This window comes from Shinella oryzae (assembly GCF_023038235.1).
Lineage (GTDB): Bacteria > Pseudomonadota > Alphaproteobacteria > Rhizobiales > Rhizobiaceae > Shinella > Shinella sumterensis.
Map to the genome: position 1 here is coordinate 1685775 of NZ_CP081987.1, position 22847 is coordinate 1708621.

Below are 22847 nucleotides of genomic sequence, written 5' to 3' on the forward strand. Positions count from 1 at the left end.
CCCATGCAAAAGGCCGTTCGCGCCCTCCTCCTTTCCACCGCCCTTCTCGTTGCCGGCGCCGGTGCCGCGCGCGCCGAGGCGCCCGATGTCGTCGTGTCGATCAAGCCGATCCATTCACTGGTCGCCGCCATCATGCAGGGCGTCGGCGAACCGGGCCTCATCGTGGAGGGTGCCGCCTCGCCGCACACCTATTCGCTGAAGCCGTCCAATGCGGCCGCTCTCCAGAATGCCGATGTGGTCTTCTGGGTCGGCCATGGCCTGGAAGCCTTCCTGGAAAAGCCGCTGGAATCGCTCGGCGGCAAGGCGACCGTGGTGGAACTGGACGACGCGCCGGGCCTCGAAAAACTGCCCTTCCGCGAAGGCGGCCCGTTCGAGGCCCATACGCATGAAGGCGAAGGCCATGACCATGCGCATGAGGGCCACGCGCATGAGGGCGAGGAAGGCCATGATCATGAGAAGGAAGGTCACGACCACGGCAAGGAAGCGCATGCCCATGGTGAAGAGGCGGACGGCCACGACCATGCCCATGGTGAGGAAGCCGGCCATGAAGGCCACGAGCATGGTGAATTCGACATGCATCTGTGGCTGAGCCCGCAGAACGCCCGTGCTATTGCGGCCGAAGCCGCCAAGGTTCTCGCCGAGAAGGACCCGGCCAATGCCGAGACCTACAGGAAGAACCTCGCCGGCCTCGAAGAAAAGCTCGATGCGCTCGACAAGGAGGTCGCCGAGACGGTCGCGCCCGTGAAGGATAAGCCCTTCATCGTTTTCCACGACGCCTACCAGTATTTCGAACATCACTACGGCATGCACGCCGCCGGCTCCATCACCGTCAGCCCGGAAACCCTGCCCGGTGCGGAACGCCTGACGCAGATCCGCGACAAGGTGAAGACGCTGGGCGCGACCTGCGTCTTCACCGAGCCGCAGTTCGAGCCGAAGCTGGTCAATGTGGTGATCGAGGGCACGCCTGCGAAATCCGGGGTTCTCGACCCGGAGGCCGCCACGCTGGAGCCCGGTCCGGACCTCTATTTCACCCTGATGAAGAGCATCGCCACGTCGCTGCGCGATTGCCTCGGACAGGCCAGCTGAGGAGCGCTTGCGGCCGTTAAGGGACAGGTTCGGGCTCCGGCCTGAGCGCAACGCCCGCTCCACCCTCCACGCCGTCAACAGCATGGCGTGGAGACTTGGGCGGGCCCTATCAGGCCGGGCGGCGTCACTTCGAAAACGCATGGCGGGATCATCCCGCCATTTTTTAGCTCCGCGAATGTAATATTATAACATAAGGGTAGATCGCATGGATAACCGCCTCCCCGTTACCGTCCTCTCTGGTTTCCTCGGCGCCGGCAAGACGACGCTCATGAACCACGTGCTCAACAACCGCAGCGGCCTGCGCGTCGCCGTCATCGTCAACGACATGAGCGAGGTGAACATCGACGCCGCCCTCATCCGCGATGGCGGGGCGGACCTTTCACGGACCGGCGAGCAGCTGGTGGAAATGACGAATGGTTGCATCTGTTGCACGCTGCGCGACGACCTCCTCAAGGAGGTGCGCCGCCTCGCCGAAATGAAGCGCTTCGACTACCTGCTGATCGAATCCAGCGGCATTTCCGAGCCGCTGCCGGTCGCCACCACCTTCGATTTTCGCGACGAAGACGGCTGGAGCCTGTCGGATGTCGCCCGCCTCGACACGATGGTCACGGTGGTCGATGCCGCGAACCTCCTCAAGGATTACGGCTCGCAGGATTTCCTGGCCGAACGCGGCGAAACGGCCGGCGAGGAAGACAACCGGACGCTGGTGGAATTGCTGGTCGAGCAGATCGAATTCGCCGACGTGGTCGTGCTCAACAAGACGGGGGCGGCGAGCCCCCCGGACCTGCTGGCCGCCCGCCAGATCATCGGCGGCCTGAACAGCGCGGCCCGCGTCATCGAGACCGATTTCGGCATGGTCGAACTGGCGGATATCCTCGGCACCGGCCTGTTCGATTTCCAGAAGGCGAGCGAGCATCCGCTGTGGTTCAAGGAGCTGCACGGCTTCAAGGATCACGTTCCCGAAACCGAGGAATACGGCATCCGCTCCTTCGTCTACCGGGCGAAGCGCCCGTTTCACCCCGCCCGCTTCAAGGCTTTTCTCGACGAGAGCTGGCCGGGAGTCATCCGCGCCAAGGGCTTCTTCTGGCTCGCCACACGGCCGCACCATGTCGGCGAGATGAGCCAGGCGGGCGCGCTGGTGCGCAGCGGCCGGCTCGGCCTGTGGTGGGCCTCGGTTCCCCCGCAGCACTGGCCGCAGGACGAGGCGGCGCGCGAGGCCATCGCCCGCTCTTCCGATCCCGTCTGGGGCGACCGGCGGCAGGAACTCGTCTTCATCGGCGCGGACCCGATGGACGAGCACGACATCCGCCGCCGGCTCGACGCCTGCCTCGTCGCCGAAGAGACGTTCGAACCGGCGCGCTGGGCAAACCTGCCCGACCCCTTCCCGCTCTGGATGCGCCAGGCGGGGTGAGCGGATGAGGTCGCGCGGTGCTAGCGAAGCAGCGCGCGCGCCTCCTCGATGCCGAAGGCTTGCGGCTGGGTGCAGGTCGTGACGATATCGACCGCCCGGCCCTCCTCCGCGGAGCGCAGGATCGCCGTCAGAACGTCGATCGTGTGCAGCGAGCGGTCGAGCGAGCAGCGATAGTCACGGCCCGTCGTCACGGCGTCCATCATGTCGGCAAGGCCGATGCCGCGGTAATTGGCCTGTTTGCCCCAGTCGAACTGGTAGTTCTGGGCCGTCAGCGGATGGTCCCAGACCGCGACCGCCTTCGGCTCCTTGTCGTTGACGGCAACCTCGACGGTGCCGCCGAAGAAATTCGGGTCCGGCACGAAGACCGCGCCGTCGGTGCCGTAGAGCTCCATGTTCTGGTGGCGATGCGCCCACACGTCCCAGCTCGCCATCAGCGCGACCTGTGCGCCGCTGACGAATTCGAGCACGGCATGGATGTTCGTCAGCACCGCGACCGGCAGCGCCTCGCCGAGCCGCGGCCCATTGGCGATAATGCGTTCCTCGCGCGCCCGGTTGCCGAGCGCCACGACGCGCTTCACCGGCCCGACCAGGTTGACGAGGTTGTTGACGTAATAGGGGCCCATGTCCAGGATCGGCCCGCCGCCCGGCGCGAAGAAGAAATCCGGGTTCGGATGCCAGCTCTCCATGCCCGGCCCCAGCACATGCGCCGTGCCGGACATGATCTTGCCCACCCTGCCGCTGTCGATGAGGTGGCGCACGAACTGGTGCGATCCGCCGAGATAGGTGTCCGGCGCCGAGCCGACCTTCAGGCCCCTGGCATCGGCGATGCGGCGCAGATCCTCGCCCTGCTCGAGCGACAGCACGAAGGGCTTTTCCGAATAGACATGCTTGCCCGCCTCGAGCGCCTGCTTCGACACCGGGTAATGCGCGTCGGGGATCGTCAGGTTCACCACGACATCGACGTCGGGATTTGCCAGCAGCGCGTCGATCTCCTGCGCCGGCACGCCGAACTCCTCCGATCGCGCCGTCGAGGCCGCGGGGTTGATATCGGCGCACGCAACGAGCTTCAGGTTCCTGAAGGTCGGGATCAGCTTGAAATAGGCGCCCGAGATATTGCCGCAGCCGATGATGCCGACTCCGTATTCCTTGCTCATGATGTCGGTCCTCAGAATGTCTTGACGGTCGCGATCGAGCGGGTGGCAAGCCGGGTGATATCGCTCGGATTGTCATGCTCAACGATGAAATGTCTGGCCGGCGTGCCGGCGAGCGCCTTGGCGAGATCGCCCCACGGCACCGTGCCATGGCCGACATCCGCCCAGCCGTCCTCGTCGGCGTTCTCGCCCGCCGGCGCGATGTCCTTGACGTGGACGGTGGTGATGCGGCTGCCGTATTTCTGGATCCAGGCGAAAGGGTCGGCCCCACCACGGATGATCCAGGCGATATCCGCCTCCCAGGTCAGATCCGGGCCGCCGGCGAAGAGATGATCCAGCGGCACGGTGCCGTCGGGCAGCGCGAAGAACTCGAAGTCGTGATTGTGCCAGCCGAACACGAGGCCAGCCTCGCGGATCGGCGTCCCGGCCTTCTGCAACCGCGCGCCCAGCGCATGCCAGCCCGCTGCATCGGTCGGGCGATGCTCCGGCAGAAGATAGGGGCAATAGACCGCCGTGATGCCGAGCGTGCGGCAGATGTCGAGCACACGCTGCGGCTGCGTCTCCAGCATGTCCAGGCTGAAATGGGCGGTCGGCATGGTGAGGCCGTTTTTATCGAGATCGGCCTTCACCTGCTGGATCGCCGCATCGTCGAGCGTTTCGTAGAGTGCGCTGTAGCCCTCGACTTCGCTATAGCCGGCATCAGCGAGGATGCGGAACACTTCGGCGAAGGGCTGGAAATTGCGGGCGCTGTAAAGCTGGAAGCTGACGGTCTGCATGGCGGTTTCCTTGGTTCAGTCTTGATGGGTCTGGCACGAATGAAGGTCGAGCCACTGGAATGTCGGATCCACGCCATGCTCGGACGGCGTGAAGATCAGCGTCTTTTGGGCGCCGGCCGTAAGGTCGAACGCATTGTCCGACCAGCGGCCGGGCACGTCGGCCTCCAGCATGACGTGCAGCGCCAGGCCGTGTGCCGTGGCGGTGACGGCAAAACGGCCATCGCCGCGCGGCGTGACGTCGAGCGTCAGGCCGGAGGCCTGGAGATCGAGCGCCTTGTAGGTGCCGGAGACATGGTGCCCCTCGCCCGCCATGCCGTTCGAGGCCTTGAAGGACCAGAACAGCAGCGCGTCCTCGGGGAGATCGGCGGAAATGGCGGAAAACAGCATTTCCGCCCTGTCCGGCCCGCAAGCGCCCTCGATGCTGCGATAGGGCCGGCGCTCGCCGGACAGCGAGACGAGCCAGGTCTCGAGCGTCACGGTGACGGGTTCGGCCGTATCGTTGACCACCGAGAAACCGATCGTCTCGCCGTCCTTAGATGGAATGGCAGCGACGGCGACGGGCTGGAAGAAGCGGCGCACCATGTAGTGCATGGCCTTCCAGCTGCCGCCGTAATCGAGGCTCGACCACGAGGCGACGGGCCAGGTGTCGTTGAGCTGCCAGTAGAGCGTGCCCATGCAATGGGGTTTCAGCGAGCGCCAGTATTCGACGGCGGTGCGGATGGCGAGGCCCTGCTGGATCTGGCTGAGATAGACGAAGCTCGGAAAATCCTTCGGGAAACGGAAATAGCGGAACATCGTGCCGGCGATGCGCTCGTTGCCGCCGGCATTCTTCTGGTGGCTCTCCATTACGGGCGACGCGATGTTCATGTCCTTGGGGTCCGCGAAGGTCTGCATGACCGGCATGGACGTGTAGGACTGGAAGCCGAATTCCGAGCAGAAGCGCGGGCTGACGGTCCGGTAATTGTCGAAGGACTTGTTCTCGTGCCAGACCGACCAGTAGTGCATGTCGCCGGAACCGTCGGCATGCCAGGCATCGGCGAAATCGAGATAGCCCGAAGTCGGGCTCGACGGCCACCAGATCGCGCCGGGCGCCGCCTTCTTCATCGCCACTTCGATGGTGCGGTTGAGGCGATCGTAGGAGACGAGGTAGCGGTCGCGGTCCCGGCGGCTTTCCTCGAACCAGGTGAGCGCGCCCACCAGCTCGTTGTCGCCGCACCACAGCACGATGGAAGGATGCGAGGCGAGCCGCCGGACCTGGTAGTCCACCTCCGCCGTCACATTGTCGAGGAAATCGACGGTCGAGGGATAGAGGTTGCAGGCGAACATGAAGTCCTGCCAGACCATCAGGCCGAGCTCGTCGCAGAGATCGTAGAACCAGTCCGGCTCGTAGAAGCCGCCGCCCCAGACGCGCAGCATGTTCATGTTGGCATCGACGGCCGATTGCAGCAGGTCGCGCACGGCGACCGGGTTGATGCGCGAGGGCAAGGCATCGGCGGGAATCCAGTTCGCCCCGCGGCAAAAGATTTCCCGTCCGTTGACCTTCAGCGCAAAACGACTGCCCGCCTCGTCCTTGTCCGTGATCAGCTCTAACAGCCGCAGGCCGACGCGGCGCACGACGGTCTCCGTCGGCGTCTCGACGCGCACCGCATAGATCGCCTGTTCGCCGTGGCCGGCCGGCCACCAGAGCGCCGGCTTTTCGATGCTGAACATGTGGGTAAGCTGGGTCTCGCCGGCGGCGACGCCGATATCGAGCCGCACGCGTTCCTCGCCGAGCGCAAAATGCACCGGCAGGATGCCCGGCTCCTCGGCATGGAAGGTCGCGGTGACATAGAGATCGACCGCGCCGTCGGCATGATGGAACTGCCGCGTGGTGACATGCTCGATGCGCGCCACCTCAAGCCGGCGCAATACGATTTCGCCATAGATGCCGAGCGGCGCGATGGCGATGTTCCAGTCCCAGCCGAAATGGCACTGCGGCTTGCGCAGCATGTTGCCGTTCGCAATGGGCGAATTGCTCGTCGACCACGGGATGAAGAACGGCTGCTCCGCCTGCCGCCGCGCGCCGGCCGCGATGCTGGAATGGATCAGCACCTTCAGCGTGTTTTCGCCCGCCTTCAGCGCCTCGGTCACGGCCGGCCGGTAGCGGCGGAAGCAATTGTCGGTATCGAGCACCAGGACGCCGTTGAGATAGACCGACGCCACCGTGTCGATGCTGCCGATATCGAGATACCAGTCGCCTTCCAGCGTTTCCGGCGGAAGGTCGAACGTGCGCTCGATCGCCCAGTCCTTCCCGGCCACCCACCGCACGTCGCGCTCGTTGCGGCCGGCATAGGGATCGGGAATGAGGTTGGCGGCGATGAGCGCACTGTGCACGTCGCCGGGCACGCGCATGGGGGCGGTGTGCGCGGCGTCCGTGCTGGTGACGGTCCAGGTGCCGGAAAGCTCGATGGCGGTGACGTCGGATGTTTGGGTCATTGGGTGATCTCTGGCTTACTATCTGCGGGCGCCTCGTAGTGAGTTGCGGCGTCGCTTCTCCCCCTTCTTCCCCGTGGGGGAGAAGGAAGGACGGCAAGCGCAATCTCCGCCATCCTAAATTCGCTCCTCCGTGCCGGCATCGAACAGCGAGGCCAGCCCCATGTCGAAGGAGAGCGACACGGCCGTGCCGGGCGCAAAACGCCTGTTGCCGGCGACGCGGACCGCGAGCGTGTGGCCGGCAAGTTTGAGCCACAGCAGATTGTCGGCGCCCATCGGCTCCTCGATATCGACGCTCGCCTGATGCGCCTCGGCACCGGCGCTATCCTCGTCGACCTTCACGTGCTCCGGGCGCACACCCAGCACCACCTTGCGGCCGGCCGGAAGCGCTTCGCCGGAGGCATAACCATCGAGCGAGACATCCACGCCGTTCGTGCTGAAGACGGGCTTTCCGCCCTTCTCCACGATCTCGCCACGCAGGAAATTCATCGACGGCGAGCCGATGAAGCCGGCGACGAACATGTTCTTCGGCGCATTGTAGATCGTGTTTGGATCGGCGAGCTGCTGGATGACGCCGCTCTTCATGATGGCGATGCGGTCGGCGAGCGTCAGCGCCTCGATCTGGTCGTGCGTGACATAGATCATCGTGTTCTTCAGCGACTGGTGCAGCCGCTTGATCTCCACGCGCAGCTCCGACCGCAGCTTGGCATCGAGGTTGGAGAGCGGCTCGTCGAACAGGAAGACATCGACATCGCGCACCAGGGCCCGGCCGATCGCCACACGCTGGCGCTGGCCGCCCGACAGTTCCGAGGGCTTGCGCTTGAGGAGCGGGCCGATCTGCAGGATTTCGGAGGCACGCGCGACGCGCTTGTCGATCTCCGCGCGTGGCATGCGGGCGACCTGCAGGCCGAAGGAAAGGTTCTTCTCCACCGTCATCTGCGGATAGAGCGCGTAGGACTGGAAGACCATGCCGATGCCGCGGTCTTTGGGCTCCTCCCAGGTGACGTTCCTGTCCTTGATGAATATCTGCCCGCCGGTCGGCTCGAGCAGGCCGGCAATGCAGTTGAGCAGGGTCGACTTGCCGCAGCCGGACGAGCCGAGCAGCACGAGGAACTCGCCCTCGCCGATATCCAGATTGAGGTTTTCCAGCACGTTGACAGCGCCGAAGCTCAACGAAAGGTCCTTGATGGAGACGGAGTTCTGCATGGCTTAACCCTTGACTGCGCCGGCGGCGATGCCGCGGACGAACAGGCGCCCCGACACGAAATAGACGATGAGCGGAACAGCCCCGGTGAGCAGTGTCGCGGCCATGTTGACGTTGTATTCCTTCACCCCCTGGACGGAGTTGACGATGTTGTTGAGCTGCACGGTCATCGGGTAATATTCCGGCCGCGTGAACACGACGCCGAACAGGAAGTCGTTCCAGATGCCGGTGATCTGCAGGATCATCGCCACGACGAAGATCGGCAGCGACATGGGCAGCATGATGCGGAAATAGATCTGCCAGAACCCGGCCCCATCGATGCGCGCCGCCTTGAACAGCTCCTCCGGCAGGGAGGAGAAATAGTTGCGGAAGAGCAGCGTCAGGATCGGCATGCCGAAGATGGTGTGCACGATGACGAGGCCGGTCAGCGTGCCGTAGATGCCCATTTCCCGGAGCACGATGACGATCGGATAGATCATGACCTGATAGGGTATGAAGGCGCCGATGATGAGGATGGTGAAGAAGAGGTCCGCGCCCTTGAACTTCCAGTTGGCCAGCGCATAGCCGTTGACGGAGGCGACGAGGATCGAGATCAGCGTCGAGGGCACGGTGATGCGCACCGAATTCCAGAAGCCGCGCGACAGGCCATCGCAGTTGAGGCCGGTGCAGGCGGTGGCCCAGGCCTTGGCCCAGGGCTCGAAGGTCACTTCCACCGGCGGCGAGAAGATGTTGCCGAGCCGGATTTCCGGCATGCCCTTCAGCGAGGTCACGATCATCACGTAGAGCGGCAGCAGATAGTAGAGCGCCGCCACGAGAAGCGTGCCGTAAAGCATGATGTTGCGGCGGGACAGCGTGCGGCGGGGCTTCCTGCCCCAGGGCTCGCTTGGCGGTCCGGCGGTGGCGGCGAGTGCTGCGCCGGGCTTGAGGGAGACGGTCTCAGCCACGCTTGCGTCCTCCGAATTCGAGATAGGCCCAGGGGATGATGATGATCGCGACGGTGACGAGCATCATGGTGGAGGCGGCGAAACCCTGCCCGAGGTTCTGGGCCTGGAACATGTAGTCGTAGACGTATTTCGCCGGGACCTCCGAGGCGATACCCGGGCCGCCGCTCGTCTGCGCCACGACGAGATCGTAGACCTTGACGATGCCGCTCGCGATGATGACCAGCGTCGTGATGAAGACGGGACGCATCATGGGAATGACGATGAAGAGATAGGTCTTCCACATCGGGATGCCGTCGACGCGCGCCGCCTTCCAGATGTCCTCGTCGATGCCGCGAAGCCCGGCGAGCAGCAGGCACATGACGAGCCCCGTGCCCTGCCACAGCCCCGCGATCAGCACGCCGTAGATGACGATGTCGGCATTGTAGAGCGGATCGAAGGTGAAGCTCGTCCAGCCCAGCGCGCGCACCACCGACTGCACGCCGAACTCCGGGTTCAGGATCCATTGCCAGACGAGGCCCGTCACGATGAAGGACAGCGCGAACGGATAGAGGAAGATGGTGCGGAAGGTGTTTTCGAAGCGGATCTTCTGGTCCATCAGCGCGGCCAGCAGGAAGCCGACCACGAGGCTGAAGACCAGCGTGAAGAAGCCGTAGATCGCGAGATTCTGGATCGAGACGATCCAGCGCGGCGCATCCCACAGGCGCTCGTACTGGTCGAGCCCGACGAACTTGGCCCGCGGCAGGAGCCGGGAATTGGTGAACGAATAGACGACCGTCCAGATCGTGCCGCCGAGAAAGATGACGACGGCGGTGAGCATCATGGGAATGGACGCAATCTTGGAACTGAGATTGCGCAGCAGTCTACTGGGGCGACCGGTGTGTGCCTGGCCCGTCATGGGTCACTCCTCCTTGGTCTCGATCACACGGCAGGCGCAAGCGCTCGCCTTCGCTGCAGCAGAGCCCCGCCCCCCTCCTCCGTCATCCTCGGCCTTGTGCCGAGGATCTGCCGACGCATCGAAAATCGAGACGCTGGCAGATGCCCGGGACAGGCCCGACCATGACGGACGGGAGGTTTCGGGCTATGCCGACGGCCGGCGGCAAGCGCCGACCGTCCGCTGATCACTCCGCCGAGGCGATGATGTCGGCAAAACGCTTCTGGGCGTCTTCCGGCGTCATCGAGGGATTGGCGAAGAACTCGGAGAAGAGGTCCTCCTTCTGCTTCTGGCTGTCGGCCGAAAGCATCTGGTCCGGCGCCTCGATCACGTTGCCCTTGGCAAGGATTTCCAGTCCCTTCTTCATGCAGTCGTTGGCGGCGGCGAGATCGACGTCTCCGCGCACCGGCAGCGAGCCTTTCTTCAGGTTGAAGGCGACCTGCGTGGCAGGCGCGATGAGCGTCGACGCCAGCACTTCCTGCGCCTTGGACTTTTCCTCGTTGTTGAGCAGCGGGAAGTAGAAGGCGTCGCCGCTGGTCGAGATGATGTCGTTCACGCCCAGCCCCGGCAGGCAGGTATAGTCCTTGCCGGCGACCTGTCCGGCGAGCGCGAATTCGCCCTGCGCCCAGTCGCCCATGATCTGGCCGCCGGCCTTGCCGGTGATGACCATGTTGGTGGCCTGGTTCCAGTCCTGCACATTCGTGCCCTTGGACATGCGGCGCGCATCGTCGGCGGCCTTGAAAACCTTGGCGATGTCAGGGCCGCCCGCAACCTCCGCGTCGCGGTCCTTGAAGACCTTGTAAAACGTGTCCTTGCCGGCGATGGCCACCATCAGCACGTCGAACGCGCCGGCCGCCTGCCAGGGCTGGCCGCCCACCGCGAGCGGCACGATGCCGGCCTTTTCCAGCGCCGGCGCGGCCGCGACGAACTCGTCCCAGTTCTTGGGAACGGCGACACCCGCCTTCTCGAAGGCGCCGTTGGATAGCCACAGCCACTGCCAGGAGTGAATGTTGACGGGTGCGCAATAGATCTTGCCATCGAACGTGCAGCTGTCGAGCAGGCTCGCCGGCTTGATGATGTCCTTCCAGTTTTCCCGTGTCGCGACATCGGTGAGGTCGCGCATCAGGCCGGACTCCACCAGTTCCTCGGCCTGGCGGCCGTGGTTGAACTGCGTGGCGCCCATCGGATCGCCGCCGGTGATGCGGCTGATCATGATCGGCCGCGCCGTGCCGCCGGCGCCGGCGATCGCGCCGTCCACCCACTTGTTGCCCGTCGCGTCGAATGCCTTTGCCAGTTCTGCGACCGCCGCGGCCTCCCCGCCGGACGTCCACCAATGGGTCACCTCCAGATCGGTCGCATGGGCTGCGGCGAACGGCAGGGCCACGGTCACCGCCAAGGCAGCGGCCATCGAACGAATTTTCATGAGTCTCCTCCCTCACTGAAACGTTGCAGTAAAAAAGTAGACGAAGAGGATCGAACGCGCAACCTGCAAGCGCGGCAAAGGGACGTTTTACTCAAAACGCCCGATTTGAGAGACGCGAAAAGGATGCGTTCATCCGGTAAAATCCAGCATGACAGAAATTACAAACAATTGTTTTTATTTTATATCTTATATTAATAGGCTGCACTCCGTCACGCACCATCATCGCAGCCTTGTGCAATGCGGAAAGAGCCGCCGAAGCATCGGAAAAAGCCGTTTTCGGAATTTTTGGCTCGACAAAATCACTATATCGTTACAGTTTTTCCATGCATCTGCGCGCCCATGTGGCGATGCAGGGCAGAACATGTATAACCGCTCGCTAATGCGGAGAGGTTGAGGCGGGAATGAAGGACAGGCTGAGCGAGGGGGCACGAACCGCGCCCGCGGGCACGAATGAGCGGCCGACACTGAAGACGATCGCCTTCATGACGGGCCTCGGCATCACGACCGTCTCGCGCGCGCTCAAGGACGCCCCCGATATCGGCACCGAGACGAAGGAGCGCGTGCGCCTTGTCGCCGCCCAGATCGGCTACCAGCCCAACCGCGCGGGCGTGCGCCTGCGCACCGGCAAGACGAATGTCATCAGCCTCATCCTCAGTCTCGAGGAAGAGATCATGGGCCTGACGAGCCCCATGGTGATCGGTATTTCGGAGGTGCTTGCAACGACGCAGTATCACCTCGTCGTCACGCCCTACCGAACCCAGGGCAATGCGCTCGACCCGGTGCGATACGTGCTGGAAACCGGCGCGGCCGACGGCGTGATCATCTCGCGCACCGAGCCGAAGGACCCGCGCGTGGCGCTGATGATGGAGCGCAATTTTCCCTTCGCCACGCATGGCCGCACGGAGATGGGGCTCACGCATCCCTATCACGACTTCGATAACGAGCGCTTCGCCTACGAGGCCGTGCGCAAGCTCGTCGAACAGGGCCGCAAGCGGCTCGTCCTGCTCCAGCCGCCGCCGTACCTGACCTTTTACCTGCACATGCGGGCGGGCTTCGAGCGCGGCGTCCGCGATTTCGGCGCGACGGCCATGCCCTTCAACGAAGTGAACCTCGACAGCAGCCTCGTCGACATACGCCGGGCGGCGGAAAACCTCTTGCGCGCGCCGAATGCCCCCGACGGTATCGTCTCGGGCAGCGGCTCGGGCGCCGTGGCGCTCGTCGCGGCGCTGGAGGCGGATGGGCTGAAGCTCGGCGAGCATATCGACCTCGTCTCCAAGGAATCGCAGATGCTGCTGCAATGGCTGCGTCCCGAGGTCATGACCATGCGCGAGGATATCCGCCTCGCCGGCCGCGAACTGGCAAAAGCCGTGATCGCCCGCATCGAAGGACGCGCACCGGAAGAGTTGCAGACGCTGAGCTATCCGATCCCGACCGAGTGATGCGCCTTAAAGGATGGAGCCGAAGACTGCCGCGACCTGCTCGCGAGTCGGCTTCGGCCCCTGGCCAGTCGCATACATCAGCGTCATCCCGTCGATGAAACCGGCGAAGGCGTCCACCGGAACGTCCGCCCGCCCCTCGGAAATCAGCTTCAGGAAGAACGCGATCGGCCGTCGCGCGGCCGCGGTGAGCTGTGCGCCCACGCCTGCGAGATCCTCGCGCCTGGCTGAGGCCATGGTCAGTTCCATCCGCGCCAGAAACAAGTTGCGGGCGGTATCCGCATAGGTCGCAAGTTCGTCGGCAACGTAGTCCACGGCCGCCGCCATTCCTGCCCGGGCAACCGTTTCGGCGAAACCGACCTGCATGTCTTCGCAGTCCTTTTCCAGGAGGTCGGCAAGCTGCCCTGCGGCTGCGAGAAGAAGGGCGGCCTTCTTTGGGAAATAGTAGGATGACGATCCCGGCGGCAAGCCCGCCGCCTCATCGACCGCCCTGTGCGTCACCCCTTCGAGCCCGCGGGTCGCCAGAAGATCGATAACACTGTCCAGGATGATCTCCTTGCGGTTGGCCTTGTCCTGCGGCATGTGATCCTCTACATTTGTAGAGAAATTCAAAATCATCTTAGAATTTCTCTCTAATTTCAGGAAGAGTTATGTCACAGTCCATCACGCGCTTGAACCCTCCCGCGCTCCCAAACGCAGGCAATGCGGGCTATTCGCAGATTTCCATCGTCGCACCCGGGCGCATGGCCTACATTTCCGGCCAGGTTGCGTGGCGTGCGGACGGCGGGCCGACGCCAACGGGCCTCGCCGAGCAGATGGACCTCGTCTCGGCAAATGCCAGGGCAGCACTGGAGGCCGTTGGGGCAAAACCGCAGGATATCGTGATCGCGCGGGTCTATATGGTCGATATGACCCCGGAAAGAATGGATGTGCTGATGCCGTCTTTCCTCGCCACGTTCGACGGCGTGCAACCGTGCGTGACAGGCATCGGCGTGGCCGCGCTGGCGGCGCCTGACCTGCAAGTCGAGATGGAACTGGTCGTCCGTCTGCCGGACTGACCAGTCCAAACAAAACCGCCCGCAAAAGAGTTTTTGCGGGCGGTTTTCATTTGTCTGATAGCTGGCGTCAGCCGTTGAGGCCCGAGCCCCACGGGCCGTGGTGGCTGTCGGCGCCGTCGAGGCGGTCGAAGCCGTGCGCGCCGAAGAAGTCGCGCTGGGCCTGGATGACATTGGCCGTGCCGCGGCCGCGGCGGTAGCTGTCGAAATAGCCGAGCGCGGAGGCAAGTGCGGGAACCGGCAGGCCGTGCAGTGCAGCGGCCGAAACGACGCGGCGCAGCGCGCCGTCGGTTTCCTTGACCATGGCGGCGAAGGCCGGGGTGACGATGAGGTTCGCCGCATCCGGGGCCTTGGTGAAGGCGCTGGTGATCTCGTCGAGGAACTGCGAGCGGATGATGCAGCCGGCGCGCCAGATTTTGGCGATCGTCGGCATCGGCAGGTTCCAGTCGTATTCCTTGGACGCGGCGGCCATGACGGCGAAGCCCTGCGCATAGGCGCCGATCTTGCCGGCCAGAAGCGCGCTTTCGAGATCCTTGATGAAGGCGGCCTTGTCGGCGACCGAGAGTGCGGGCACGTCCGGCAGGCCGAGGATCTTTTCGGCGGCCTCGCGCTCGGCCTTGAAGGACGAGATGGAGCGGGCGGCAACGGCGGCTTCGATGCCGGTTGCCGGCACACCCATGTTCTGGGCTTCGATGGCGGACCACTTGCCCGTGCCCTTCTGGCCGGCCTTGTCGAGGATCATGTCGACCATCGGGCCACCGGCGATCGGGTCCTTGGCGGCGAGAACCTTCTCGGTGATCTCGATGAGGTAGGATTCCAAGCGGCCCTTGTTCCACTGGCCGAAGACCTCGCCGATCTCGGTGGCGCTCATCTTCAGGCCGTCGCGCAGGATGCCATAGATTTCGGCGATCATCTGCATGTCGGCATATTCGATGCCATTGTGGATGGTCTTGACGAAGTGGCCGGCGCCGTTCTCGCCGAGCCAGGCAACGCACGGATCGTCGTTGTACTTGGCGGCAATCGAGGTCAGAACCTTCTCGACGCGCTTCCAACTGTCTTCCGTGCCCCCGACCATGATGGACGGGCCATGGCGCGCACCTTCCTCGCCACCGGAGACGCCCATGCCGATGAAGGTGAGGCCGGAATCCTTGAGCGCATCGAAGCGGCGCATCGTGTCGCGGAAATTCGCGTTGCCGGCATCGATCATGATGTCGTTCTTTTCGAGGTAGGGGCGCAGCAGATCCATCTGCTGGTCGACCGCCGCGCCGGCCTGGATCATGATGATGATCGGGCGCGGCGGGCGGATGGCGGCGACGAATTCCTCGATGGTCTCGCAGGGCACGATCTGGCCCTTGAGGTCGCCGGCCTCCTCGTAGAACTCCTTCGTGCGCGCAACGGTGCGGTTGAACACCGCGATCTTGTTGCCCTTCTCGGCGATGTTGAGCGCAAGGTTGGACCCCATCACGCCGAGACCGATAAGACCGATTTCCGCCTGTGCCACGATAGTACCTCCGTAGGTATGGCGCGGCGGGGATGACTTTCGGAGCCTGCCGAAAACGCCGCGCGAAAAGAGAGAGTGGAGCATCGCTCCAGCGCGCGTGTTTTGGCATTCAAATCGATTTACGACAAGGGATTGTTTGAATTCCCCGCCATTTTAGAACCCCTCGAAACTACTTGCCCGGCCGGTCGTCGCCATCGTCGAGGACGCGCCAGGCCGCACCCTCCACATCGTCGTACTGACCACTCTTGAGCGACCAGAGAAAGGCCGCAAGCCCGAGCGCGCCGAGGAAAAGCGCGATGGGAATGAGGAAGATGAGCGTGTTCATGCCGCCTTCACCATGGTGTTGACCGGACGCGCCGCATCCGCTGCGCGTGTCGCAAAGGCCGGCAGGCGTCCCCGCAGGCGCAGCGAATTGACCACGACCGTAATCGATGATGTGGACATTGCTATGGCCGCAATCAGCGGCGTCGCGTGCCCGAGAAGGGCGATGGGAATGGCGACGACATTGTAGCCGATGGCGAGCGCGAAGTTCTGGCGGATCAGGCGCCCGGCCTTTCGCGCGGTCTCGATGGCAAAGGGCACGGCCTCGAGGCTTTCGTGCAGGAAGACCAGGTCCGCCGCCTGGCGGCCGACATCGGCAGCGCTGGCCGGCGCCATGGAGACATGCGCCGCGGCCAGTGCCGGGGCGTCGTTGATGCCGTCGCCCACCATGAGGACACGATGACCGCTTGCGGCGCGTTCGGCGACGGCCTCGGTCTTCTCACGCGGCGAAAGACCGGCCTGCCAGCGCTCGATGCCGAGCAGGCCGGCAATGCGCGAGACCGCCGCAGGCCGGTCGCCCGACAGGATCGCCATATCGATGCCGTCCCAGCGCAGCGCGCCGACCACCTCGCCGGCCCCGGCGCGCAGGGCGTCCTCGAAGCGGAAGGTTTCCAGCACGACGCCGTCGCGCGACAGCACGACCTCTGAAAGCCCGTGCATCTCCTCGCCGTCAACAGCCCTGCCCGCCGCAAAGGCGCGGCTCCCGAGGCGCAGCAGGCCCTGCGGCGTTTCGGTCTCAAGCCCGCCGCCCGCGATTTCACGCACCTCGGTGAGCACGGGCATGGGACCGGGCACCGCGCTGGCAAGCGCCACGGAAAGCGGATGACGCGAATGGGCCGCCAGCGCCGCCGCGAGTGCAAGATGGGTGCGATTGACGCTATCCCGATCGACAAGGCGCGGCTTGCCGAGCGTCAGCGTGCCGGTCTTGTCGAAGACGGCGGTGTCGATCTCGGCCAGGCGTTCCATGGCCGAGCCGTCTTTCACCATGACGCCGCCGGCAAACAGGCGGCCTGCTGCCACCACCTGCACGACCGGCACCGCAAGCGCGAGCGCGCAGGGGCAGGTGATGATCAGCACGGCTATGGAGACCATGAGCGCATGTTTCCAGTCGCCGTCGTGGAGACCCCAGCCGAGGAAGGAGCCCAGCGCCATGACATGCACGACGGGCGCATAGATTTGCGACGCTCGGTCGGCGATGCGGCGATACCGCGCCCTGCCCCCTTCGGCCGCTTCCATCAGGCCGATGACCTCCGACAGGAAGGAATTACGGGCGGTCGCGACGGCTTCGACGAGAAGAGAGCCGGTGAGGTTCATCGCGCCCGCTTCTAGGCGGGTGCCGGGCCCGGCGGCGAGCGGATCGCTCTCGCCGTTGACGATGGAACGGTCGACATCGCTTGCCCCCGTCAGCACGCGGCAATCGACGGGAATGCGCTCGCCGGCGGCGATGGCGAGATGATCGCCGACGGCGATCTCCTCGACCGGCCGATAGTCGCGCGTCCCGTCGGGCAGCATCACCATCGCGCCGCGCGGCGACAGGCGGGCAAGGCCGGTGATGGCCGAGCGGGCGCGATCGCGCATGACATGGTCGAGCGTGCGGCCGATGAGCAGGAAGAACAGCAGGCTGACGGTGGCGTCGAACCAGGCATGCTCGGCGCTGTGCAGCGTCTCCCACAAGGAAAAGACATAGGAAAGCGTGATCGCGATGGCGATCGGCACATCCATGTTGGTGCGGCCGTGGCGCAGCGCGTTCCAGGCCGAGCGGTAGAAGAAGCGACCGGCATAGATCAGCGTCGGGCCGGCGATGAAGGCGGAAATCCAGTGGAACAGGTCGCGCGTCGCGGCCTCGGCGCCCGACCAGACGGAAACCGACAGCAGCATGATGTTGGTGGCCGCGAAGCCGGAAACGGCGACGGCGCGGATCAGCTGGTTGCGCAGGAGGTCGTCGCCTTCCGCGGCAAGCGAGAAGAGATGCGTCTCGTAGCCCGTGGCGGCGATCGCCGCCGCCATGGCCTGCGGATCGGTCGGCGCGCCGTTGACCTGCTCCTTCCACATCACCGAGACCCGGCGGGTGGAAAGGTTGACGCGCGCCCGCTCGACCTCCGGCAGGGCTTCGAGTGCAGCCTCGATGGTGGTGATGCACGCGCCGCAATGCACGCCGGGAACACTCAGGTCGCTCTGGCGCAAGCCCGGCCCGACAGGCCGGCTGGCCAGCAGCAGTTCCTCCGACGACGGCAAGGCATGGCGAGCACGCTCAGCCTCCATCGCGCCTTCCGTTCCGGGTGCACAGCAGCTCATTGGTTGCCTCCTGTGACGACGGTGCGCAGCGTCTGGTGGAACACCTTCACGCCCTGATGCCGCGTGGCGATATCGATCACCCACTGGCCGGCGGGCACATCGCGCTCGGCAACGAACCGCCCCGCCCCCGAGGGCACGAGCGACAGGGTGAAATCCTCCCGCTCATCCACCGGACGCTTGAAGGTGGCCGAGACCTCGTCGGCGACGACGGGCTGGCCGCCGGCGTCGACCACATGGTAGACGATGCGGCCGTCCTTGATGACGATGTCGCCCTCGATGCCGCTGGCGGCAAGCCGCTTGGCCTCCTCCACCTTGCCGTTGAACTGCTGGCTGGCGACATAGGTGTTCGGCACGACCAGCCCGCTCCAGGTCCGCACCGCGTTCCACGCCATGAAGACGTTGACCGAGATGATGGTGCCGAAGAACAGCACCATGACGAGGAGCATATGCCAGCCCGTGAAGACGAAACCGCGTTGCTTGCTTTCGGCGACCATTATCGTGCTCCCGGCATGTTGAATTTGGCGGAATAGGCCCTGCTCTCGTGACCCTGGCGATCTTCCGCCATGATCCTGAAGCCCTCGGCCGCTTCCGACAGCTTGTCCTTGGGCAGGGTGACGAAGACCCTGAGCGCCGTCACCTTGTCCGGATCGGCCGGCACGTCGACGCTGCGGCCATCCGTGTTGTCATGGCCGGCAATCTTCATGACGGCGCCCGGCATGCCCTCGATCGACACGGTGATGACGCGCGGTTCGGGGATCATGTTGAGCAGCTTCACCGCATAGCCGTTGCGGATCGAGCCATCCGATTCCACGACGAACTGAGGGTTGCGGTCATGGATGACGTTGAGATCCAGCCGCTCGCGCGCCAGCAGCGCATAAACCAGCGCCAGCCCCGCCAGCGACCAGACACCGAAGTAGAGCAGCGTGCGCGGGCGGAAGATGACGTGCCAGTCGAAATGCCTGACACGATCATTGAACGTGCCGTCGGCATTGCGGACGCGCGCCGGGTCGATCGGCTGCGTGCCGCCACCGGTGGCAAGCGCCATGTTCGCCGCGTAATCCGACAGCGTGGCATAGGCGATCAAACCGCGCTCCTTGCCGAGCTTGTCCATGACATTGTCGCAGGCATCGATGCACAGCGCGCAGGTAATGCACTCGAGCTGCTGGCCGTCGCGGATATCGATGCCCATGGGACAGACCACGACGCAGGCGTTGCAATCCACGCAATCACCGACGCTCTCCCCGGCAGCAATGGCCTTCTTGGCATGGCGGGTGCGCGGCTCGCCGCGCCAGTCGTTATAGGTCACGACCAGCGAGCTTTCGTCGAGCATCGCCGCCTGGATGCGCGGCCATGGGCACATATAGGTGCAGACCTGCTCGCGCATCAGCCCGCCCAGGACGTATGTCGTCACCGTCAGGACCGCGACGGTGATATAGGCGACCGGCGGCGCCTGCAGCGTGACGAAATTGACCAGCAATGTCGGTGCGTCGGCGAAATAGAAGATCCAGGCACCGCCCGTGGCGACGGCGATGACGAGCCAGATGACATGCTTGCTGACGCGCTTCCAGACCTTGGAGAACGTCCACGGCCCGGCATCGAGCTTCATGCGCGCATTGCGATCGCCTTCGATGGCACGCTCCACGACAAGGAACAGGTCCACCCAGACCGTCTGCGGACAGGCATAGCCGCACCACGCACGACCGACCGCTGAGGTCACGAGGAACAGCCCAAAGCCCGCCATGACGAGCAGGCCGGCCACGAAGAAGAATTCCTGCGGCCAGATCTCGATGAAGAAGAAGTAGAAGCGCCGTCCGGCGAGATCGATGAGCACCGCCTGGTCTGGCGCATAGGGACCGCGGTCCCAGCGAATCCACGGCGTCAGGTAATAGATGCCGAGCGTCACGAGCATGATCAGCCACTTGAACTGGCGAAAACGACCCTGCGCGCGCCTGGGAAAGATCTTCTTGCGCTTCTCGTAGAGCGGCTTGCGCACCTTGGCCGAGTTGACGGGCTCGGCCTCGTGGCGCTCGATGGTCGTGTCTGCGGTGTAGACGGTCGTCATAATATGCGGATGTCCCGGAATCTTCTGCCTATGCCGGGGACAATGACGCCAACGGGGCGCCGCATCGTTGATCTACGTCAAGTTTGGTGGGCGTTACGGCCGCCATGGGCGTGGCGCGTTGCCGCACGAATGCGCAGCACTCACCGTCTGCCGCTGTCGAAAAGAAAAGTATGTTCACTTTTCGTTCGACAAATGCGCCCGTTCCAACCTATCCTGCGTCGATGAGGAGAGCGCCCATGACCACCCTGCCCGTCCGTGTTATTCACCGCAGCATCGATCGTGATTGGCGTGCCGTTTACGCCTTCGCCGCGAAGCCGGAGAACATGCCGCTCTGGGCTTCGGGCCTCGCCTCGGGGCTGACGCGCGACGGTGACGACTGGATCGCCGATGGCGGGCCGATCGACAATGTGCGTGTCCGGTTCGCGCCGGCCAACGATTTCGGCGTTATCGATCATACCGTCACCCTGCCCGATGGCCGGGTCGTCGAAAACGCCCTGCGCGTCGTGCCGAACGGTGATGGCGCGGAGGTGATGTTCACGCTGCTGCGGCAACCGGATATGGATGACGCGGCCTTCGAATCGGATGCGGCGCATGTGGCCCGTGATCTCGGGACGTTGGCCAAACTGATGGAAGACAGGGAGTTGCCGCGATGAGCAGCAGAGGCGCGGATCGCAAGATCGACTATATCGAGTTCAACGTCGCGGATATCGCCCGCAGCAAGGCCTTCTACGGCAGCGCCTTCGGCTGGACCTTCACGGACTACGGGCCGCGATATTGCGAGTTTCAGGACGGCCGCCTGACCGGCGGCTTCACCACAACGGCGCCGGTTCGCGCACAGGGCGGCCCGCTGATCATTCTTTTTGCCGACGAATTGGAAGAGATATTGGCGCGCGTGGAGGCCGCAGGCGGAACCGTGGTACAGCCGATCTTCGAATTTCCCGGTGGACGCCGCTTCCACTTCACCGATCCCGACGGATACGAGCTGGCGGTCTGGTCCGACCGTTGAGCGGCTTACTTAGCGTCAATCTGACGGCGTAAAGCATTTTTACCGTTGGAATTCAGGGATTTTCAACGATCGCCTCCTAGTGACGAGTCCAGCGGTTAAATCAGCGTGGGCTCGTCGATGTACGCAATTCTGGGCAGGACCTTACTGGTCGCGGTGCTGTCGACGGTCGCATCGCTCGTGATCAGCTTCGCCTTCGTACCGATGATGGGCGGCCGCGTGGCGGGCGCAGGCCTGGTCATGACCATCGTCTGCCCGATCGCCATCTCCATTCCCGCCTCGCTCGTGCATTTCTATCAGGCCGACCGTCTGCGCCGCGCCAATACGGCGCTCGCCGAGGCGCGCGATGCGCTGGAAAAAGCCTATGACCGCCTGCAATACCAGGCCCGGCGCGATGCCCTGACCGGCCTGCTCAACCGGGCAGCCTTCATGGACGAGATTGCCGCATCCAGCAACGACGGCGCGAATGGCGGCCTGCTCTTTCTCGATGTCGATCATTTCAAGTCGGTCAACGACCGGTTCGGCCATGCCGCGGGCGATGAGGCCCTGCATCTCATCGGCGCTGCCCTCCAGAGCCTGGCTCAGGAGAACGACATCGTCGGTCGCCTTGGCGGCGAGGAATTTGCGATTTTCCTGCACGGCGCGTCGGCCGAGCGCATGCTCGATCATTCGCAGGCGGTGCGCGAGGCGGTCTCCGCCATCGATTTTCGCCACCCATCCGGCATCCGCATACCCCTCGGCGTCAGCATCGGCGCCTTCCATTGCGCCCCCCGGTTCGATCCGGCCGAAGCGCTCGCCGCCGCCGACCGCAATCTCTACCGGGCGAAATCGGCAGGCCGCAACACGGTCGTCGCATGAAAAAGGCCGCGTTCGACGCGGCCTCTTCCTTTCTCATATCCAGTCTCGGCGATTATTCGCCGCCACCCAGCGAATGGACGAAGATCGCAAGCTGCTTGACCGAAGCGTCACCGAGACGCGGCAGCCAGCTCGGCATCACGCCATGCTTGGGCGCGCGGACCTGCGCGGCGATGGCCGCCTCGCCCTCGCCCTTCAGCCAGATGGCGTCAGCGAGGTTCGGCGCGCCGAACTCGCGGTTGCCCTTGGCGTCATCGCCATGGCAGGCCGCGCAGTTGTCGGCGAAGATCTGCCTGCCCGGCTCGACGAGGCTTGCATCCGACGGCGTGCCCGTCAGGCTGACGACATAGGCCGCCACCTGCTTGATCTGCACGGGCTCCAGGATTTCGCCATAGGCCGGCATTTCCGAGGTGCGGGTCTCGTCGTCACCGGGGTTGCGGATACCATGCGCGATGGTCTGGTAGATATCGTCCACCGAGCCGCCCCAGATCCAGTCGTCGTCGTTGAGGTTCGGGAAGCCGGCGCCACCGGCAGCGCCCGAGCCGTGGCACTGCGCACAGTTGACCTTGAAGGCCGACGCGCCGCCCGCGATTGCGAACTGCGAAAGCTGCGGATCGGCCATGATCTCCTGAAGCGAGGAGTTGGCGATACGGTCGACGAAGGCGGACTGCGCCTGCTTGGCGTCTGCCAGCTCGGTCGCGATATTGGCGCGGCTCGACCAGCCGAGAACGCCCCTTGTGGCATCGCTCACCAGCGGCCAGGCCGGAAAGGCGATGGTGTAACCGATCGCCCAGAGGATCGTCGCGTAGAACGTCCAGACCCACCAGCGCGGCATCGGGTTGTTCAGTTCGCGGATGCCATCCCACTCGTGGCCGGTGGTTTCGACGCCCGAGATTTCGTCAATATGTTTCTCGGCCATGA

General features: G+C 64.5%; 21 protein-coding genes. 7 read left to right on the forward strand and 14 right to left on the reverse strand.

Annotated elements, in window-relative coordinates; all coding sequences use genetic code 11:
- Positions 1-3 precede the first annotated feature (3 nt).
- Positions 4-1086 carry a metal ABC transporter solute-binding protein, Zn/Mn family gene (locus tag K6301_RS08370; protein ID WP_247216062.1) on the forward strand — a complete coding sequence of 361 codons (1083 nt, stop codon included), beginning with the start codon at positions 4-6 and terminating at the stop codon, positions 1084-1086.
- A gap of 205 nt (positions 1087-1291) precedes the next feature.
- Positions 1292-2497, forward strand: coding sequence for a zinc metallochaperone GTPase ZigA (zigA, locus tag K6301_RS08375; RefSeq protein ID WP_247216064.1), 1206 nt, complete (start codon positions 1292-1294; stop codon positions 2495-2497).
- Positions 2498-2517: 20 nt separating this feature from the next.
- On the opposite strand, the gene K6301_RS08380 is transcribed toward zigA, so the two are convergent.
- The 7 genes from K6301_RS08380 to K6301_RS08410 all read right to left on the reverse strand — a co-directional run bounded on the left by K6301_RS08380 (position 2518) and on the right by K6301_RS08410 (position 11398).
- On the reverse strand, positions 2518-3651 hold the full coding sequence (locus K6301_RS08380; RefSeq protein ID WP_247216066.1) for a Gfo/Idh/MocA family protein: 1134 nt from the start codon (positions 3649-3651) through the stop codon (positions 2518-2520).
- Between the two features lie 11 nt (positions 3652-3662).
- Complete coding sequence (locus K6301_RS08385; RefSeq protein WP_247216068.1) at positions 3663-4424, reverse strand: sugar phosphate isomerase/epimerase family protein; 762 nt, start codon at positions 4422-4424, stop codon at positions 3663-3665.
- Between the two features lie 15 nt (positions 4425-4439).
- Positions 4440-6899, reverse strand: coding sequence for a beta-mannosidase (locus K6301_RS08390; RefSeq protein ID WP_247216070.1), 2460 nt, complete (start codon positions 6897-6899; stop codon positions 4440-4442).
- 114 nt (positions 6900-7013) lie between these two features.
- Positions 7014-8102, reverse strand: coding sequence for an ABC transporter ATP-binding protein (locus tag K6301_RS08395; protein WP_247216072.1), 1089 nt, complete (start codon positions 8100-8102; stop codon positions 7014-7016).
- A gap of 3 nt (positions 8103-8105) precedes the next feature.
- On the reverse strand, positions 8106-9068 hold the full coding sequence (locus K6301_RS08400; RefSeq protein ID WP_425475389.1) for a carbohydrate ABC transporter permease: 963 nt from the start codon (positions 9066-9068) through the stop codon (positions 8106-8108).
- Entirely contained in the window at positions 9037-9939 is a 903-nt protein-coding gene (locus K6301_RS08405; protein WP_134650042.1) for a carbohydrate ABC transporter permease, read from the reverse strand. Before K6301_RS08405 ends, K6301_RS08400 begins: the two co-directional genes overlap by 32 nt.
- Before the next feature lie 223 nt (positions 9940-10162).
- Positions 10163-11398, reverse strand: a complete 1236-nt coding sequence (locus K6301_RS08410; RefSeq protein WP_247216074.1) for an ABC transporter substrate-binding protein — start codon at positions 11396-11398, stop codon at positions 10163-10165.
- 401 nt (positions 11399-11799) lie between these two features.
- Between K6301_RS08410 and K6301_RS08415 the strand changes: the two genes are divergently transcribed.
- Positions 11800-12837, forward strand: coding sequence for a LacI family transcriptional regulator (locus K6301_RS08415; RefSeq protein ID WP_247216076.1), 1038 nt, complete (start codon positions 11800-11802; stop codon positions 12835-12837).
- Between the two features lie 6 nt (positions 12838-12843).
- On the opposite strand, the gene K6301_RS08420 is transcribed toward K6301_RS08415, so the two are convergent.
- A complete protein-coding gene (locus tag K6301_RS08420; RefSeq protein ID WP_247216078.1) occupies positions 12844-13416 on the reverse strand; it encodes a TetR/AcrR family transcriptional regulator in 573 nt (190 codons plus the stop codon).
- 68 nt (positions 13417-13484) lie between these two features.
- Here K6301_RS08420 and K6301_RS08425 point away from each other — a divergent pair, with 68 nt between their 5' ends.
- Positions 13485-13892 (forward strand): RidA family protein, encoded by a 408-nt coding sequence (locus tag K6301_RS08425; protein WP_247216080.1) that lies wholly within the window; start codon positions 13485-13487, stop codon positions 13890-13892.
- A gap of 67 nt (positions 13893-13959) precedes the next feature.
- Here the strand turns inward: K6301_RS08425 and gndA are convergent, their stop codons facing one another.
- From gndA to ccoG, 5 genes are all read right to left on the reverse strand, one after another.
- Positions 13960-15390: an NADP-dependent phosphogluconate dehydrogenase gene (gene gndA / locus K6301_RS08430; protein WP_247216082.1), complete on the reverse strand. Its 1431-nt coding sequence runs from the start codon at positions 15388-15390 to the stop codon at positions 13960-13962.
- Positions 15391-15559: 169 nt separating this feature from the next.
- Positions 15560-15715 carry a cbb3-type cytochrome oxidase assembly protein CcoS gene (gene ccoS / locus K6301_RS08435; RefSeq protein ID WP_241948620.1) on the reverse strand — a complete coding sequence of 52 codons (156 nt, stop codon included), beginning with the start codon at positions 15713-15715 and terminating at the stop codon, positions 15560-15562.
- Positions 15712-18006 carry a cation-translocating P-type ATPase gene (locus K6301_RS08440; protein ID WP_247216085.1) on the reverse strand — a complete coding sequence of 765 codons (2295 nt, stop codon included), beginning with the start codon at positions 18004-18006 and terminating at the stop codon, positions 15712-15714. Before K6301_RS08440 ends, ccoS begins: the two co-directional genes overlap by 4 nt.
- Positions 18003-18500: a FixH family protein gene (locus K6301_RS08445; protein WP_247216087.1), complete on the reverse strand. Its 498-nt coding sequence runs from the start codon at positions 18498-18500 to the stop codon at positions 18003-18005. Before K6301_RS08445 ends, K6301_RS08440 begins: the two co-directional genes overlap by 4 nt.
- Complete coding sequence (gene ccoG / locus K6301_RS08450) at positions 18500-20068, reverse strand: cytochrome c oxidase accessory protein CcoG (protein WP_247216089.1); 1569 nt, start codon at positions 20066-20068, stop codon at positions 18500-18502. Before ccoG ends, K6301_RS08445 begins: the two co-directional genes overlap by 1 nt.
- Positions 20069-20304: 236 nt before the next feature.
- On the opposite strand from ccoG, the gene K6301_RS08455 reads away from it, so the two are divergent.
- From K6301_RS08455 to K6301_RS08465, 3 genes are all read left to right on the forward strand, one after another.
- Positions 20305-20721 carry an SRPBCC family protein gene (locus K6301_RS08455; RefSeq protein WP_247216091.1) on the forward strand — a complete coding sequence of 139 codons (417 nt, stop codon included), beginning with the start codon at positions 20305-20307 and terminating at the stop codon, positions 20719-20721.
- On the forward strand, positions 20718-21074 hold the full coding sequence (locus K6301_RS08460) for a VOC family protein (protein WP_247216093.1): 357 nt from the start codon (positions 20718-20720) through the stop codon (positions 21072-21074). Before K6301_RS08455 ends, K6301_RS08460 begins: the two co-directional genes overlap by 4 nt.
- A 117-nt stretch (positions 21075-21191) precedes the next feature.
- Positions 21192-21929, forward strand: a complete 738-nt coding sequence (locus tag K6301_RS08465; protein ID WP_247216095.1) for a GGDEF domain-containing protein — start codon at positions 21192-21194, stop codon at positions 21927-21929.
- A 52-nt stretch (positions 21930-21981) separates the two neighbouring features.
- Here K6301_RS08465 and ccoP read toward each other — a convergent pair whose 3' ends face one another.
- Positions 21982-22845 (reverse strand): cytochrome-c oxidase, cbb3-type subunit III, encoded by an 864-nt coding sequence (ccoP, locus tag K6301_RS08470; protein ID WP_247216097.1) that lies wholly within the window; start codon positions 22843-22845, stop codon positions 21982-21984.
- Between the last annotated feature and the right edge of the window lie 2 nt (positions 22846-22847).